The following is a 15002-nucleotide window of genomic DNA, read 5'->3' as shown; positions in this document are numbered from 1 at the left end:
ACTCATCCCTCCCCCTGCTCCCCGGAGGGCTTCTCCTGCTCCCCGGAGGGCCCGGAAGGCTTCTCCGCCACCGGGACCTTGATCCACACCGCCTCGGACGGGGTGCCCTTCTCGTCGACCAGATCCAGCATGTACCAGCCGGGCGGCACCAGGGACGGGTCCCCGGGGATCGTCACGGTCACGCCGTCGGCCGATCTGGCCAGATCCACCGCGATCGAGCGCTGCTCGATGTTGGTGACATGGGTGAAGGACCCCGGCCGGATCAGCCGCGCCCGGGAGATCGCCTTCGGGTCGCTGGTGCGGTACGAGGTCCGCTCGCCCAGCCCGACGGTCCGGGGGCCGGTGTCCTTGAACGCCGGGCGCTCGTCGCGGAAGAGGTACGGCGGGGTGTAGAGGTCGATCTGCTGCTGGAACGTACCGGGCCTGGTGTTGTCCTTGTCGCCGAACAGCGAGTCGGAGCCGAAGGTCATCACCCGGCCGTCGGGCAGCAGCAGCGCACCGGAGTGGTAGTTGCGGCCCACCAGCGGATCGGCGACGCCACGGGTGGAGTTGGCCCCCGGGTCGTAGAGCTCGGCCCGCAGGACGTTGGACTGGCTGCGCCCCCGGTAGTCGCCCGAGCCATTGGTGGTCAGCACGGTGTCGTCGGGGAGGATGACACTGCTGGGGTAGCGGACCTCGGCGTAGAGGTCGGGGCCGTCGTGGAAGCGGGGCTTGTCCTCGCGCAGGTCCACGATGCGGGTCTTGGCCGTGGACTTGCGGTCCTCGCCCACCCCGCCGCCGCCGAGGACCATGAAGCGCTGCTCCTGGGCGGGCGGCAGCAGCACGGACATCGACGTCTCCAGGACGTCCGGGTCGCTGATGCCGGGGACCTCGGTGAAGGAGTTGCTCTCCAGGTCCCACAGGCCCGGGGTGCGGCCCTTGTCGGCCGGTCCGTAGCCCGCGTTGGAGCCGGTGTAGAAGATCTTTCCCTTGTCGGCGAGGAAGAGGGCCGGGTAGGTGGGGAAGAACCGCTCCTGGGGGAGGTACGTCCACTTCTTGGTCTTCGGGTCGTAGATCTCGTTCTTCCCGGGGACGACCTGGCCGATCTCGTCCAGCCCGGAGACCGAGAGCACCCTGCCGTCCTGGAGCGTGGTCAGAGTGGGGTACCAGCGGGCCTCGTGCATCGGGTCGACCGTGATGTAGCGCTCGGCCACGGGGTCGAATTCGAAGGAGTCCTTGATGCCCTGGAAATCCTTCTTGTCGAAGGAGAGCTTGTTGGCGATGCCGTAGTTGTTCTGCGCGTCGACGCCGGAGAGGCCGTCGATCCGGTAGTTGTCGGTGGCCCCCGTCTCGAATTCGGGGCCCTTCTCCAGGGCCTCCACATAGACGCGGGCGGTACTGGCCGTGACCTTGACCTTGTCGCCCTCGCCGGTCTTGGTGGCGCGCGGTACGAGGACGGCGTCCTTGGACTCGAAGGTCTTGTGGTTGGCCTTGCCCGTGAAGCGGGTGCCCGCCGGGAAGGTCATCGGCTTGTCCGGGTTCTCATTGTGGACGATCATCAGGCCACCGGCCTTGGTGACGTCGCCGTTGAGCTTCTCGTAGCGCTGGGTGCCGCCCGCCACCAGGAGTCTGCCGTCGGGGAGCTGGGTGTGGCCGGCGCAGAACAGGTCCTTGGGCGTGGGGATGTTCTTGAAGGTGTTCTTGCGCGGGTCCCACAGGACCGTGCGGAAGGACTTGGCCTTGAAATTCGCGGCGTTGTTACCGGAGCCGGCCACGAGGAGCACCTTGCCGGTGTGCAGCAGGGCGGCGTGGATGGTGTTGATGCGGTATTCCGGGGGGACGTCCACGACGTCCCAGTGGCCGTTCCGCGCCTTGTAGGCGGGCTGGTTGATCGTGTACGTGTGATACCGGGCGGCGGTGTAGTCCCAGAGCGCCGGGCCGTTCATTCCCGCCAGGGCGCACACGACCGTCGCGCCCGCCGCCGTGCGCCGGGTGCGGCGGCTCGGTTGGAATCTCATCGCTGACGGGCTCCCTCGGGATGCTTGGCGCGGTACAGCGTCCACGACCACGCGACGATCGGCGCCACGGTGACCGCGAGGGCGAGCGACGCCCAGGTGCGCATGGCCACATGGGTGTGGCCGAAGACGAAGGAGGCCACCAGCGACCCCCCGAAGACGAGCAGGAAGAACAGGTGGATCCGGAAGGTGCCGAAGAGGGTGTCGGGGCTGGCCGAATCGCCCTTGGGGGTCACCACGAAGGAGCTCTTGCGGCGCAGCACCGCGTCCGTCAGCGAGCGGGCGTAGATCGGCGCGGAGAGCGCGGACATCACCATGCCCGCGAGGCCGCCCGAGCCCTCGGGCTCATGGGGGGAGACATTGTGCCGGCGGTTCCAGATGTAGAGGCCGATCTGGAGGGCCGCCGCGTCGCTGTAGAGCATCATCCAGATCTCGGAATTGATCGAGATCCCGGAGGCGCCGAGCCCCAGGAAGAGCGCGCAACTCAGCGCCCCGAGCATCCAGTTGATCGCCGTCATCGGATAATAGATGACCATCAGGGTGTAATTGAGGAACTTCCCCGGCGACAGGGTGAAGGGGCCCTTCCAGTACTGCTTGATGATGGTCTCGTAAGTGCCCCGGGACCAGCGCAGCTGCTGGGTGAAGAAGTCCGTCCAGGCGTTCGGGCCCTCTCCCACGGCGAGGACGTCCGGGGTGTAGACCGAGCGCCATTTCCGGCCCGTCCCCGGATTGCGGTGGCGGTGGAGCTCGAATCCGGTGGCCATGTCCTCGGTGATCGAGTCGTAGAGGCCTCCGATGCCCTTGAGGGCGCTGATCCGCACGGCGTTGTTGGTGCCCACGAACATGGGTGAGCCGTAGCGGTTCCCGGCGCGCTGGATCAGCGCGTGGAAGAGGAACTGCTGGCTCTCCGCCGCCTTGGTGACCGCCGCCTCGTAGTTTCCGTAGACCTGGGGGCCGACGACGAAGGCGATGTCCGGGTCGCGGAAATAGCCGAGCATCCGTTCGAGGAAGTTGGGCAGCGGGACGTGATCGGTGTCGACGGACGCGAAGAAGTCGTAGTCGTCGCCGTGGGCGTCGAGCCAGGCGTTGTAATTGCCGTGCTTGGTGCGCGCGCGGTGGGGGCCCTTCGGCTGGTTCCACTTCGCCACGCCCTTGCGGGAGAAGTGCCGGACGCCCAGGCGCTCGCAGACGGCCTTGACCTCGGGGTCGTCGCCCTCGTCCAGCAGCCAGACGTGCACGGGCCCCCGGTGGCGGACCTTGACGGCCGCCTCCAGGGTCCTGGTGACCATCTCCAGGGGCTCCTTGCCCGGCACGAAGGAGGTCAGGAAGGCCACCCTGGTGCCGGTCTCGGGGACGACCGGTATCGGGTCGCGGGCGACGAGGGTGGCGTGGGCGTTGGACGTCACGTTCAGCGTGCGGAACAGCTCGATCAGCCCGATCGACACGAGCATCACCGTGTCGAGGGCGCGCATCAGCGGTGTGCCGTGCTCCCGCTGCGTCCAGTGGGCGGGCTGCATCAGCCAGATCAGCAGGCCGAGCGAGACCACGGGCGCCGCGCCGAGCAGCAGCGCCGCCTGGACGCGGTGCGGCTCGTCGGCGAGGAGGCTGCGATAGCGCACCCGGTACGGGCCGGGGCCCTCCGGCGGCGGGCTCAGCGGGCCGGCGAGCCGGCTGTAGTGCTCGTAGTCGAAGCGGGGGAGGGGCTCGCGGCTGCGTGGCGACGCGCGTCTGGGCGGGTGGGGCGCCGGTACCGGATCGTCCGCGCCGGCCGGGGCCGGAAGGCGCGGGCGCGCCGTCACCGCTGGGTCGTAGGGCTGCTGCCGGGCGTCGGCAGGCGTGGACGTCATGTGTCATTCCCCCCGCACGCATGCTCACTGCGTGTGTGTGCCGTTTCGCGGGCCCCCCGGCCCCCCTGGCCGCGCGCGGGCATGCCCCGTGCCGGCTCCCTGCGGGCGCCACCCAACTACCCGTTGGCGACGTGACATTGGGTGAAGCCGTGCGCTTTAGGATCTCGGACCGCGCATCATGATCGCAAGGGTGAAACAAGGTGTTTACCGGGCAAAGCGGTACGTCGAACGAAGATGCTTACGAATGTTGCGGAAGCGGTCATCGGTGATGCGTGTAGATGTTCGCATCGAACAGAGAATGACTCAGGGCTCCCCACCGATGGTGAGGAGCCCTGAGTCTCGCGTGCGCCGCCAGGGACTCGAACCCCGGACCCGCTGATTAAGAGTCAGCTGCTCTAACCAACTGAGCTAGCGGCGCCTGCTGACAGAGAAGACTCTACCCGACGTTCGGGGGTGGCTTCGACCATCGAGACCGCTATGCCCGAAAATCAGGCGATATTTATTACGGAGGGTGACTGTCGTGCGACATGCGGTTCTCCTCCGTCGCTGAGAAGCTGTGCCGAGCGGAACCGAGGGAAAGGCGGCGGGGAGATGCCCGAGGAGATACCCGCCGGGCGCGGCCGGCACCGACATCCCGGCCACCGACGCCCCAGGCGCCCCGGACGTCCCCGGCGCCCCGGGTGCCGGGCACTGCTGGCGACCGTCGGGGCGGCGCTGCTGGCCGGTACGGGCACGCTCGCCCTCGCCACCGAGCGGCCCGACCCCACCCCGGACCCCGTGATCGTGGCCGTCGACGACCCGGACGGCGGCCCGCCCGAGACCGCGCCCGAGGACCTGCCCGCCGAGGTGCCCCCCGAGGCCCTGGCCGACGCGGACGCCGACGACACGACCGCGGTCGACGGCGACGGCATCGCCGATCAGGGTGGCGGGGGCGGTGGGAGCGGCGAGAGCGCCAGGATCCGCGGGCTGGAGCCCGCCATCGCCTTCGCGCTGGGCCATCTGGGTGACCCCTACGCCTACGGCGGTGCCGGGCCCCACCGCTGGGACTGTTCCGGGCTCGTCCAGGAGGCGTACCGGCGGGCGGGCGTCCGGCTGCCCCGGCTGGCGGCCGACCAGTACCGCGCCACCCGGCGCGTCCCGCGCTCCGCCCTCAGCCGTGGCGATCTCGTCTTCTGGTCCAGCGACGGCCGGGCCTCCGGGGTGCACCACGTCGCGATCTACCTGGGCGGCGGGCGCTATGTCGAGGCGGCCCGCCCGGGGACCCGGGTGCGGATCTCCAGCCTCGCGTACTTCGACGCGCGCATGTACGGCCGGATCGAGTCACCCGACCGTGACGGGCCGCACTGGGACGAGGAGTCCGGATCGCCGGTCACCTGTACGGGCGACGAGGAGCGGTGCGACCGACGGTGACGTCAAGACCGCAATTTTGGCCTGGACATGACCGTCGACCGGTACTAGCGTCGCTCTTGGTCTAGACCGCAATCCACTCGGCTCACAGAACCCCCCACGTTCTCGAGGAGTGACGTATGCGCAAAAGGATCAGTGCGGCGATCATCGGCCTGAGCGTCGCCTGTATCTCCCTCGTCTCCACCGGAAGCGCCAACAGCCACGGCTACACCGACGCACCCACCAGCCGTCAGGTGTTCTGTGCCCAGGGCGCGGTAAGCGACTGCGGCGAGATCCAGTGGGAGCCCCAGTCCGTCGAGGGCCCCAAGGGCTTCCCGTCCCACGGCCCGTCCGACGGCACCCTCTGCGCCGGCGGCAACAGCCGCTTCGCGGAGCTCGACGACCCGCGCGGCGGGGAATGGCCGGCCACCAAGGTCACGGCGGGACAGGACTACGGCTTCCGCTGGAAGCTGACGGCCCGCCACGCCACCACGGACTTCCGCTACTACATCACCAACGACCACTACGACCCGAGCCGGCCGCTCAGCAGAGCGGATCTCGAACCCCAGCCGTTCCTGACCGTCCCCTACGGCGGCCGGATCCCCGACGCCACGGTCACCCACCGGGGCACGCTCCCGGCGGGGAAGAGCGGCAAGCAGCTGATTCTCGCCGTCTGGACCGTCGCCGACACGGGCAACGCGTTCTACGCCTGTTCCGACGTCCAGTTCTGACCGGTTCCCGAGAGGCCCGCCGTGGGGTGCCCGTCGGACGGGCACCCCACGGCGGCACCGCGGCCTACGAGCCGTCGGTGCCGTCCGGTCCGCCGGAAGGGGTCTCGTCGGCCGGGCGTCGCAGCGCGAACCACGCCAGCGCGCCCGCCGCCACCAGGGCGAGCGCTGCCAGCAGCGCGTAGTCCGGCACCGCGCCGCCCACCCGGGAGACCAGCTCCTCCAGCCGGAACTCCTGCTCGGCGTCGACGAGCCCCGGCAGCCCGGTCGTCCCGCCCCAGCCGAGGAAGAGCACCCCGATGGCGATGAAGAACAGGCCGGACACCAGCGAGGTGGTGTGCAGCCGCAGCCGGCCCAGGCGCAGCTCCCGCCCGCGCAGCCAGCGCCGCCGGCCCAGCGCGAAGCGGTCCCAGAGCAGGGCCAGCACGAACAGCGGCAGGGCCATGCCCAGTGCGTAGACGGCGAGCATCGACGCCCCGTGGAGGGGATCGCCGTCCACGGCCGTCACGGTCAGCACCGCGCCGAGGATCGGTCCGGCGCAGAAGCCGGCCAGCCCGTAGACGCAGCCCAGGAGGAAGGTCGAGGCGGCCGTGCGCGGAGTGATCCGGCCCGCCGCGGCCTGGGCCTTCTTCGAGGCGAAGCCGAGACCGACGATCTGGGCCGCGCCCAGGGCGATCACCACCCAGCCGCCGACGGTGATCAGCAGCTCGCGGTGGCCGTTGAAGAGCCGGCTGGCGGCGGTGGAGGCGGCCCCGAGGGGGACGAGCGTGGTGGCGAGGCCCAGGTAGAAGACGCCGGTGCGGGCGAGGAGCCGGGTGGGGCTCGCCAGGGAGTAGGCGAAGAACGCGGGCAGCAGCAGCGCGCTGCACGGGCTGACCAGGGCGAGGACGCCGCCGAGGAAGGCGGCGAGGTAGCCGATGTCGGTCACTTGCCCGACTTCCCGGCGGCCTCCTTGACCGCCTTCGCCTGGGCGATGGCGGCCTCGAACTCCTTCATCGGCTGGGCGCCCGCGAGCGGCCGGCCGCCGACGAGGAAGGACGGGGTGCTCTGCACGCCGAGGGAGTAGCCCTCCTCCTGGTCCTTCTTGACCGCGGCCTCGGACTCGGCGCTGGACAGGTCGGCGCGGAACGTGTCGAGGTCCTTCACACCGGCCTTGCCGGCCATGTCGACGAGCTTGTCCTCGGCGAGCGCGTCGCCCTTGCGGAGCTTGGCGAAGACCTCGTCGTGGAACTGCCAGAAACGGCCCTGCCGGCCGGCGGCCCAGGAGGCGCGGGCGGCGCGCTCGGAGTCCTTGCCGAAGATCGGGAAGTTGCGGAACTCGACGCGCAGGACGCCCGCGTCGACGTACTTCTTGACCAGCTCGGGCTGGGTCTCCCGGGTGAAGCGGCCGCAGTAGGAGCACTGGTAGTCGGCGTACTCGACCAGCACGACGGGGGCGTCGGCCTTGCCGAGCGCGAGCGGGTCGCCGTCCTTGCGGCGGCTGGTGGCCTGCTCCAGCTTGTCGTAGGTGGCCTGGTTGGGGTCGAAGGACGGCCCGGCGCCGGCGGCGGGCTTGTCCTTGCCGGAGCCGCCCGTGTTCTTGGCGATGGCGATGCCGGCGGCGACGACCGCCACGACGAGGGCGAGGACCGCGCCGATGGCCGCCAGGCGGCGGGAGGGCGAGGAGAGGCGTGCGGGACGTGCGGACATGAGGAGGGGACTCCCTGGGTCGTACGGAATCTGGGTGTGCCGGAGCACGGCCCGGCGCGGGCCGTGGTGGGGCGGTCTAGATCCGTAGGACGGGGAGCAGCTCGGCGCGGTCGGCCGCCGCCACGGGCGGTGCCCTGGGGGCGGTGACCTGCGGGGCCCGGGCGCGGGGGAGCGTCGTGCGGGCGGTGGCGGGGGCGCCGAGCGGGTCGGCCTGGGTGTGCGGGACGGCGGTCTCGGCGCCCTTGAGGGGCGTGTCCTGCTGACGGCAGCTGCCGCCGGTGTCCTTGACGGCGGTGCCGGTCCGGAGCTCGGGGGCGACCGGGGCGGCGGGGTGCGGTGCCCGCGCGGAGACGGCCGCGACGGAGCCGCTGCCCGTCGCGTACGCGGCCGAGCCGGCGCCGCAGACGACCGGGCCGAAGAGGACCGCGAGGAGGAGCAGCAGCGCTGCGGCTGCCGTCGGGCGGCGGTGCTGCGGCACGTGCCCTCTCCTCCTTTTTCCTGCCCGTCGTCGGCGCGCCCCGGGATCCGGTGCCGGGACGGCCTTCCATGCTACGGGCCGTCGCTACGGGCCGTCCGCCCGCCCGCGACCGCGCGCCCGGGTCACGCCCGGTCGGCGGCGATGGCGCGCAGGGCGGTGCGCTGGCCGAACCAGAGGAGGAAGACGGTGGTGGCGGCCATCACGACGGCGAAGCCGAGGTGGCCCGCGATGCCGGTGACGGCCAGGCCCGCCAGGCCGAGCAGCAGATGGCTGCCGAGGCGCAGGGCGACCAGGGTGAGGGCGATCCTGCGGGTGCCCTTGCCGCGCCACAGCCGCTTGGCCAGCCTCAGCCGGGGGCGCAGCACGGTCAGCGAGGCGACGAGGTTCGCCAGGCCGAGGGCGCCGAGCACCCACAGGCTCTGCGGGTACGCCTTGAACAGGTCGTACGCGGCCGACATCAGACCCTCGAAGCAGAAGAACCAGGTGGGGAGCGGCTTGATCTCCTCGGGGGTTCCGGTGACCGTCGCGGTGGTGGTCGCTTCGGCGGCGGTGCTGGTCGCGGTCGTCATGGGAAGAAGTCTTCCGGGGCGGGCGGCGCGCGGGCAGATCCGTCCATCACCGGCCGCCGATGACATAAGTCATCGGCCGTCCGGCCGCGACACGCATCGAAGGCCCTCACCGTGTGGTGAGGGCCTTCGATCGTCTGTGCGCCGCCAGGGACTCGAACCCCGGACCCGCTGATTAAGAGTCAGCTGCTCTAACCAACTGAGCTAGCGGCGCCTGCTGACAGAGAGAACTCTACCCGATGTCCGGAGGTGCTCCGAACCACTGGTCACACCGGTCCCTGCCGCCCCTGGAGGGCTGGGGAGACTAGAGGGCCAGGGAGATCAGCATCGGCGCCGCGTGCCGGTTCAGGGCGTCCGCGGCCTCGCGCAGCCGGTGGGCGTGGCTGACCGGGAGCGAGAGCGCCAGCGAGCCCACCGAGCGCCCGGCGGACATCGGGACGGCCGCGCAGACCGTGCCCACGGCGTACTCCTGGAGATCGAGAACGGGGACGGTCGAGGGCTGGGCGTCCAGCTTGCTGAAGAGGATCCGCTGGTTGGTGATCGTCTTGGAGGTGAGCCGGGCGGTCTGGTGCCGGGCGAGGTGGTCGCGCCGGTCGTCGTGGTCGAGCTGGGTGAGCAGGCACTTCCCGAGCGCCGTCGCGTGGGCGGCGGAGCGGAAGTCGACCCACTCGTGGACCTTCGGGGTGCGCGGTCCGTCCGCGTACTGCGTGATCCGGATCTCGCCGTCGATGTAGGTGCTGAGGTAGACGGCGGCGCCCACCGTGTCGCGCAGCGTGGACAGCGAGTGCTGGAGCTTGCGCTCCAGGGCGGCCGTGCGGTCGCCGCCCGTGCTCAGCAGGAGCAGCGAGGTGCCGGTGACGTAGCCGCCGTCGCCGGTCAGCTCCACGTACTCCTCACGGTGGAGCATCGCCAGCAGGTGGGCGAGCCGCCCCAGGGGCAGCCCCGTCTCGCGGGCGATCTGGGCCTGGCTGACGCCGCCGGCGTATTTGGCGACCGTCTCCAGCACGCGCAGCGCGCACTGCGCCGAGTAGAGCGGAGCGGTCGGCTCGGGGCTGAGCGCCACGGTCTCCCCCTTGTGGTTACTTGCGGGTGTACCACCCTCCACGGTAACGGCGAAACCGACCGCCGGGAGAGGGAGTTGGCGAGAATCGCGGCGACGGTCGTTTCCTGTTCCTGCCCGCCCCGACCTTGGCATATGCCGGTGTCCCGGGACGATCGGGCCGCGTCCCGCGGAATAAGCGGAGATATTCTCCGGTTGCTGCTGGTCGGAGCGCCGCGAGCGCTCCGGACCGAGGCAGTCAACCAGGGAGGCGGGCCACCGTGGCCGACGTGCAGGACGACATCATCCGGGCGAAACCCCTCGGCAGCGCGCCCGTTGCCCTGTCCGTACTGGATCTCGCGACCGTCGGCAGCGGCCGGACGGCGCGGCAGGCCCTGACCGCGACGGTCGAGATGGCCCGGCTCGCCGAGCGGCGCGGCTACCACCGCTTCTGGGTCGCGGAGCACCACTCCATGCCCGGTGTCGCCAGCTCCTCCCCGGCCGTCATCCTGGCCCACCTCGCCGCCCACACCGAGCGCATCCGCCTCGGCTCGGGCGGAGTGATGCTGCCCAACCACGCGCCGTTGGTGATCGCCGAGCAGTTCGGCACGCTGGAGGCCCTCGCGCCGGGGCGCGTTGATCTGGGACTGGGGCGCGCGCCCGGCACGGACGGCGCCACCGCGGCGGCGCTGCGCCGTCAGGACCGGCTCGCGGAGGGCGCGGACGACTTCCCCCAGCAACTGGCCGAACTGACCCGCTTCCTGGACGACGACTTCCCCGACGGCCACCGCTTCGCCCGGATCCACGCCGTCCCCGGACCCATCCAGGGGCGGGTGCCGGGCGGGGTGCAGCGCGCCGACCGGCCCTCGGTCTGGCTGCTGGGCTCCTCCGGCTTCAGCGCCCGCCTGGCCGGGCTGCTCGGCCTGCCGTTCTCCTTCGCCCACCACTTCTCGTCGGCCCACACGCTCCCCGCGCTGGAGCTCTACCGCGAGTCCTTCCGGCCCTCCGCCGTCCTCGACCGCCCGTACGCCAAGATCGGCGTCCAGGCGCTCGCCGCCGACGACCCCAAGGAGGCCCGCCGCCAGGTCCTCACCGGCGCGATGGCGATGCTCCGCCTGCGCACCGGCCGGCCGGGCCTGGTCCCGTCGCCGGAGGAGGCGGAGTCCACCGCACTCGGCCTCGCCGAGCAGGAGTTCGTCGCCGACTGGCTGCGAAACGTGGTCTTCGGCACACCGGACGAGGTACGCGAGGGCCTCGACGCGCTGGCGAAGCGCACGGGCGTGGACGAGCTGATGATCACGGCCAACACCCACACCCCGGAGACGCGGCTGCGCAGCTACGAGCTGATAGCCGACGCGTACGGCTTCCCCGGAGCCTCCGGGCAGTGACGTGAGGGGGCGGGGTGGGGCGGACGGGCCCTGGTAGGGGCGTGAAGAGCTCTTCGCCGCTGGGGCCAAGGACGGGGCGACCCGTACCGAAGTGGCAGGCACCGCGAAGAGGTCAGCCCCGTAAGGGCCCGTCCGCCCCACCCCGCCCCCGACCACCCGCGCCCGCCGGGACCCCGGGGCGGCGAAGCCCCTGGGCTCACGGACGTACGCCCGTGTTGAGGAGCGCCGAGATCCGGTCCGCCGGCACGGGGCGGGAGTAGAACCAGCCCTGGCCGGTGTCGCAGCCGATCCGCCCCAGCCGTTCCGCCTGCTCCGCGCTCTCCACGCACTCCGCCGTCACCGTGAGCCCCAGGCGGTGGGCCAGTTGCACCAGTGCCTCGACGATCGTCTCGTCGGCGGGGTTGGGGTGCTCCTCGGCCCGGAAGCCGTGGACGAAGGAGCCGTCGAGCTTGAGGGTGGAGACGGGCAGCCGGCTGAGGTAGGCGAGGTTGGAGTAGCCGGTGCCGAAGTCGTCGATGGCGATGGCGACGCCCATGTCGCGCAGCGCCTGGAGCTGCTGGAGCGGCCGGCCGGCCGAGCCCATCACCGCCGACTCGGTGAGCTCCAGCTGGAGCAGCCGCGCCGGCAGCCCCGTCTCGGCGAGGATCCCGGCGACGTCCGCGACCAGGTCGGAGTCCCATACCTGACGCACCGCCACATTGACGCTGACCACGAGCGGTTCGCCGGGGTGGTCGAGCTGCCAGCGGCGCGCCTGGCGGCACGCGGTCGCGAGGATCCAGCGGCCGAGCGGCACGATGGCGCCGGTCTCCTCGGCCAGTCCGATGAACCGATTCGGCGCGAGCGTCCCGTACTGCGGGTGCCGCCAGCGCACCAGCGCCTCCACCCCCCGTACGACACCGTCGCCGAGCCCCACGAGCGGCTGGTACTGGAGGACGAACTCCCCCCGCTCCACGGCCGGCCGCAGGGTGTTGGACAGCGCCTGCCGGGTCATCCGGTGGGCGTTGCGCTCGGGGTCGAAGAGCGTCCAGCGGGCCTTGCCGTCGGCCTTGGCCCAGTAGAGCGTGGTGTCCGCGGCCTGCATCAGCTCCGTCGCGTGCGTCCCCGCGGCCGGGCGCTCGACGACGCCGATGCTCGCCGACACCGCCAGTCGCTGCCCCGCCACCTCGAACGGGCGGGTGAGCGCCGCCTGAACGGCCGCGGCGAGATCGACCAGCTGCTCGGTGCCCGCGGACTCCTCGACCAGCAGCGCGAACTCGTCGCCGCCCAGCCGGGCCACCAGATGCCCGTCCGGGGCCGCGCACTCCGTCAGCCGCCGGGCGACCGCGCCCAGCAGCAGATCCCCGGCCCGGTGGCCGAGGGTGTCGTTGACCGCCTTGAACCCGTCGAGGTCGAGGTAGCAGAGCCCGATCCGCCCGCCGCGGCGCCGGTCGCCGCCCGGTGGGCCCTCGGGGTGGGGCAGGGCGTCCGGGTGCGGTCTGGCGTCGGGGTACGGCAGGGCGTCCGGGGGCGGTACGCCCTCCGGGCGGGGCATGGCGGCCGCCAGGGCGGCGGCCAGGCGTTCGAAGAACAGGCTCCGGTTGGGCAGCCCGGTCACCGGGTCGTGCATCCGCAGATGCCGCAGCCGGGCCCGCAGATCGCGCCGGTCGGTGATGTCGGAGACCGACAGCAGGGCATCGCGGGTCTCCGGCAGCGCGGTGACGGTCACCTCGGCCCACACCTCCCGGCCGCCGGGCCGTCTGAGCCGGCGGGTGCAGTTCAGCCGGTCGCGGCGGCCGAGCAGGACCTCGCGATAGGCGCTCCACGCGCGGGGGTCCTCGCGCAGCCCGGCGAGTTCGGCGGCGGAGGAGTCCCGCAGCAGGTCGGGATCGGTGCCCAGCAGCACGCCCAGGGCGGCGTTGGCGGTGCGTACGAGGCCGTCGCGGCCGACGACGGCCATGCCGAGCTGTGCGGCCCGGAAGGCGGCGCGGAAATCGTCCGGCGTGGCATCCGAAACGTTCGAGGCGCCATCCGACGTGGCATGACGTTGCGTGACGACTGGCGGCGTGGGGTCGGGCGGACCGCCGTGGCCGTCGAGTGTTCCGCTCAACGCTCGCTCCCGCGTGACAGTGGTTCCGCACGGGGCCCGTGCGGGGAGTCGTACGTCTCGTACGCGTGGTGGAAAAGGCGGCAAATCACCGCCTGTAGGGGGATTCCGTGCTGGAAGTGTGGCGAGCATAGAGCCCGCGCAGGGACCGTTCCAGCGGCCCGGCCGCGAGGGGTGGAGCCGTCGGCTTGGGTCCGACCGTTTCTGTCCGTCCATGCGCGTCCGCGCACACTCACGCCTGAGGCTGGATGGTTGCGTCTAGTCGATTGACCGTCAGTGACTGAGTGTGATGTACCCAGAAGTCGGCTTAGTCACTCGACTGGGGTAGTGAAACGGGGCATAACACCGCAAATAACAAGAGGGTGGGTGAGGTCTCCCGATTCCGTCCCCGGAGGTCGACGTGGTGCGTCCGCTGACACCCATGGGAGTGGACCGGCCGCGACGCGCGGAGCGGTCCCGGCTGCGCCGCTTCGGCGCGGTGCTCACCTGCCTGTGCGCGATCGCCACGACCGTGGTCGCCGCGCCGGCCCACGCCACGGGGCCCGGCGGCCCCTGCGCGCTGCCCCGCAGTCAGGCCCACCACTCCGAGGGCCTCGACACCTGGAATCAGGACTACCCCCGGCCCGTCGGGCGGCTCGACGCCGTGATGGTCTTCCTGTCCTTCCCGGACTCCAAGCCCTTCGTCACCCCCGACCGGCTCGCCGCCGACCACTTCCCCGGCACCTCGCGCTTCTTCGAGCGGGCCTCCTACGGCCGGTTCGCCCTGCGCGTCCACCCGCTGAAGAAGTGGTTCCGGATGCCCCGGCCCTCGGGCGACTACCACATACAGCGCGACTGGGACGGGGAACAGCGCTCCGCCTATCTGCGGGACGCCATCGCCGCCGTCGACAAGGAGGTCGACTTCCGGCGCTACAACCTCGTCTATCTGGTCGCCGACCCCGACGCCCCCGGCGTCGACTCCGACGCGACCAAGGTCGTCAACCTCGAGGAGCCCATCTCCGTCGACGGCACCGAGCTGCGCCGGGTGGTCACGGTCTTCGAGCACCATCCGCCGGACCGCAATGTCCTCGCGCACGAGACCGGTCACGTCCTGGACCTGCCCGACCTCTACCACCGGCCGACCGACGGCAAGGGCGACTGGGACACCCACGTGGGCGACTGGGACATCATGGGCAGCCAGTTCGGGCTCGCCTCGGAGCCCTTCGGCTGGCACAAGTGGAAGCTGGGCTGGCTCGCCCCCCGCCAGGTCGACTGCGTCAGCGGGCCGGGCACCACGGTGCACACCCTTCAGCCGCTGGAGTCCCCCATGCGCCCGGGCGCGGACGCCCGCGCCCGCATGGTGGTGGTCCGTACCGGGGTGACCAGCGCGATCGTCGTCGAGGCGCGCAGCGCCACCGGCAATGACTCGGCCACCTGCACCGAGGGCGTCCTCGTCTACCGGGTGCGCAGCGACACCGCCTCGGGCGGCGGGCCCATCCAGGTGCTGGACGGGCATCCGGGCGGCCACGCCTGCTGGGGCGAGTCCGTCTACCCGCCGCTGGCGGACGCGCCGCTGGGGGCGGGGGAGGCCCTGGAGGCGGACGGGGTGCGGGTGGAGGCGCGCGGACACCTGGCGACCGGGGCGTGGACGGTCCGGGTGACCCGGGGCTGAGACTCGGTCCGGTTATACGTCGAAGGCCCTCACCATGTGGTGAGGGCCTTCGACCGTCTGTGCGCCGCCAGGGACTCGAACCCCGGACCCGCTGATTAAGAGTCAGCTGCTCTAACCAACTGAGCTAGCGGCGCCTGCTGACGTGGAAGACTT

Annotated in this window: 12 protein-coding genes and 3 tRNA genes; 4 read left to right on the top strand and 11 right to left on the bottom strand. The window is 71.7% G+C overall.

All coding sequences use genetic code 11. The annotated features are described in order from the left end of the window. Nucleotides 1–2 precede the first annotated feature (2 nt). From EKH77_RS11375 to EKH77_RS11365, 3 genes are all read right to left on the bottom strand, one after another. Nucleotides 3–1997, bottom strand: a complete 1995-nt coding sequence (locus EKH77_RS11375; RefSeq protein ID WP_126914285.1) for a kelch motif-containing protein — start codon at nt 1995–1997, stop codon at nt 3–5. After that, complete coding sequence (locus EKH77_RS11370; RefSeq protein WP_126914284.1) at nt 1994–3841, bottom strand: glycosyltransferase family 2 protein; 1848 nt, start codon at nt 3839–3841, stop codon at nt 1994–1996. The genes EKH77_RS11375 and EKH77_RS11370 overlap by 4 nt, the downstream gene beginning before the upstream one ends. Nucleotides 3842–4185: 344 nt before the next feature. Then, nucleotides 4186–4259, bottom strand: a tRNA-Lys gene (locus tag EKH77_RS11365). Between the two features lie 173 nt (nt 4260–4432). On the opposite strand from EKH77_RS11365, the gene EKH77_RS11360 reads away from it, so the two are divergent. After that, complete coding sequence (locus tag EKH77_RS11360) at nt 4433–5251, top strand: C40 family peptidase (protein ID WP_126914283.1); 819 nt, start codon at nt 4433–4435, stop codon at nt 5249–5251. A 116-nt stretch (nt 5252–5367) separates the two neighbouring features. After that, complete coding sequence (locus tag EKH77_RS11355) at nt 5368–5958, top strand: lytic polysaccharide monooxygenase auxiliary activity family 9 protein (RefSeq protein ID WP_126914282.1); 591 nt, start codon at nt 5368–5370, stop codon at nt 5956–5958. A gap of 64 nt (nt 5959–6022) precedes the next feature. Here EKH77_RS11355 and EKH77_RS11350 read toward each other — a convergent pair whose 3' ends face one another. From EKH77_RS11350 to EKH77_RS11325, 6 genes are all read right to left on the bottom strand, one after another. Continuing rightward, complete coding sequence (locus EKH77_RS11350; RefSeq protein WP_126914281.1) at nt 6023–6883, bottom strand: cytochrome c biogenesis CcdA family protein; 861 nt, start codon at nt 6881–6883, stop codon at nt 6023–6025. After that, the gene (locus EKH77_RS11345) at nt 6880–7644 is read right to left on the bottom strand and encodes a DsbA family protein (protein ID WP_126914280.1); all 765 of its coding nucleotides are present in this window, start codon (nt 7642–7644) and stop codon (nt 6880–6882) included. The genes EKH77_RS11350 and EKH77_RS11345 overlap by 4 nt, the downstream gene beginning before the upstream one ends. 76 nt (nt 7645–7720) lie before the next feature. Then, nucleotides 7721–8122, bottom strand: coding sequence for a hypothetical protein (locus tag EKH77_RS11340; RefSeq protein WP_126914279.1), 402 nt, complete (start codon nt 8120–8122; stop codon nt 7721–7723). Nucleotides 8123–8244: 122 nt separating this feature from the next. Then, nucleotides 8245–8691: a hypothetical protein gene (locus tag EKH77_RS11335; RefSeq protein ID WP_206279841.1), complete on the bottom strand. Its 447-nt coding sequence runs from the start codon at nt 8689–8691 to the stop codon at nt 8245–8247. A gap of 137 nt (nt 8692–8828) precedes the next feature. Next, nucleotides 8829–8902, bottom strand: a tRNA-Lys gene (locus tag EKH77_RS11330). Between the two features lie 90 nt (nt 8903–8992). Further along, the gene (locus EKH77_RS11325; RefSeq protein WP_126914278.1) at nt 8993–9751 is read right to left on the bottom strand and encodes an IclR family transcriptional regulator; all 759 of its coding nucleotides are present in this window, start codon (nt 9749–9751) and stop codon (nt 8993–8995) included. Between the two features lie 257 nt (nt 9752–10008). Between EKH77_RS11325 and EKH77_RS11320 the strand changes: the two genes are divergently transcribed. Next, entirely contained in the window at nt 10009–11115 is a 1107-nt protein-coding gene (locus EKH77_RS11320) for an LLM class flavin-dependent oxidoreductase (RefSeq protein ID WP_126914277.1), read from the top strand. Between the two features lie 196 nt (nt 11116–11311). On the opposite strand, the gene EKH77_RS11315 is transcribed toward EKH77_RS11320, so the two are convergent. Then, entirely contained in the window at nt 11312–13201 is a 1890-nt protein-coding gene (locus tag EKH77_RS11315) for a putative bifunctional diguanylate cyclase/phosphodiesterase (protein WP_126914276.1), read from the bottom strand. Between the two features lie 418 nt (nt 13202–13619). Here EKH77_RS11315 and EKH77_RS11310 point away from each other — a divergent pair, with 418 nt between their 5' ends. Next, the gene (locus EKH77_RS11310; RefSeq protein ID WP_126918011.1) at nt 13620–14849 is read left to right on the top strand and encodes a M6 family metalloprotease domain-containing protein; all 1230 of its coding nucleotides are present in this window, start codon (nt 13620–13622) and stop codon (nt 14847–14849) included. Nucleotides 14850–14909: 60 nt separating this feature from the next. On the opposite strand, the gene EKH77_RS11305 is transcribed toward EKH77_RS11310, so the two are convergent. Then, nucleotides 14910–14983: transfer RNA gene (locus EKH77_RS11305), tRNA-Lys, on the bottom strand. Between the last annotated feature and the right edge of the window lie 19 nt (nt 14984–15002).

It is taken from the genome of Streptomyces luteoverticillatus (assembly GCF_003970715.1).
GTDB classification, from domain to species: Bacteria; Actinomycetota; Actinomycetes; order Streptomycetales; family Streptomycetaceae; genus Streptomyces; species Streptomyces abikoensis.
The sequence above is the reverse complement of the archived record's forward strand: the minus strand, read 5'-3'. Positions and strand labels throughout refer to the sequence as shown.

Excerpts from the sequence above, each read along its gene's own strand:
- EKH77_RS11355 (WP_126914282.1), top strand. The coding sequence starts at position 5,368 with ATGCGCAAAAGGATCAGTGCGGCGATCATCGGCCTGAGCGTCGCCTGT.
- EKH77_RS11310 (WP_126918011.1), top strand. The coding sequence starts at position 13,620 with ATGGGAGTGGACCGGCCGCGACGCGCGGAGCGGTCCCGGCTGCGCCGC.
- EKH77_RS11345 (WP_126914280.1), bottom strand. The coding sequence starts at position 7,644 with ATGTCCGCACGTCCCGCACGCCTCTCCTCGCCCTCCCGCCGCCTGGCG.
- EKH77_RS11375 (WP_126914285.1), bottom strand. The coding sequence starts at position 1,997 with ATGAGATTCCAACCGAGCCGCCGCACCCGGCGCACGGCGGCGGGCGCG.
- EKH77_RS11370 (WP_126914284.1), bottom strand. The coding sequence starts at position 3,841 with ATGACGTCCACGCCTGCCGACGCCCGGCAGCAGCCCTACGACCCAGCG.
- EKH77_RS11335 (WP_206279841.1), bottom strand. The coding sequence starts at position 8,691 with ATGACGACCGCGACCAGCACCGCCGCCGAAGCGACCACCACCGCGACG.
- EKH77_RS11360 (WP_126914283.1), top strand. The coding sequence starts at position 4,433 with ATGCCCGAGGAGATACCCGCCGGGCGCGGCCGGCACCGACATCCCGGC.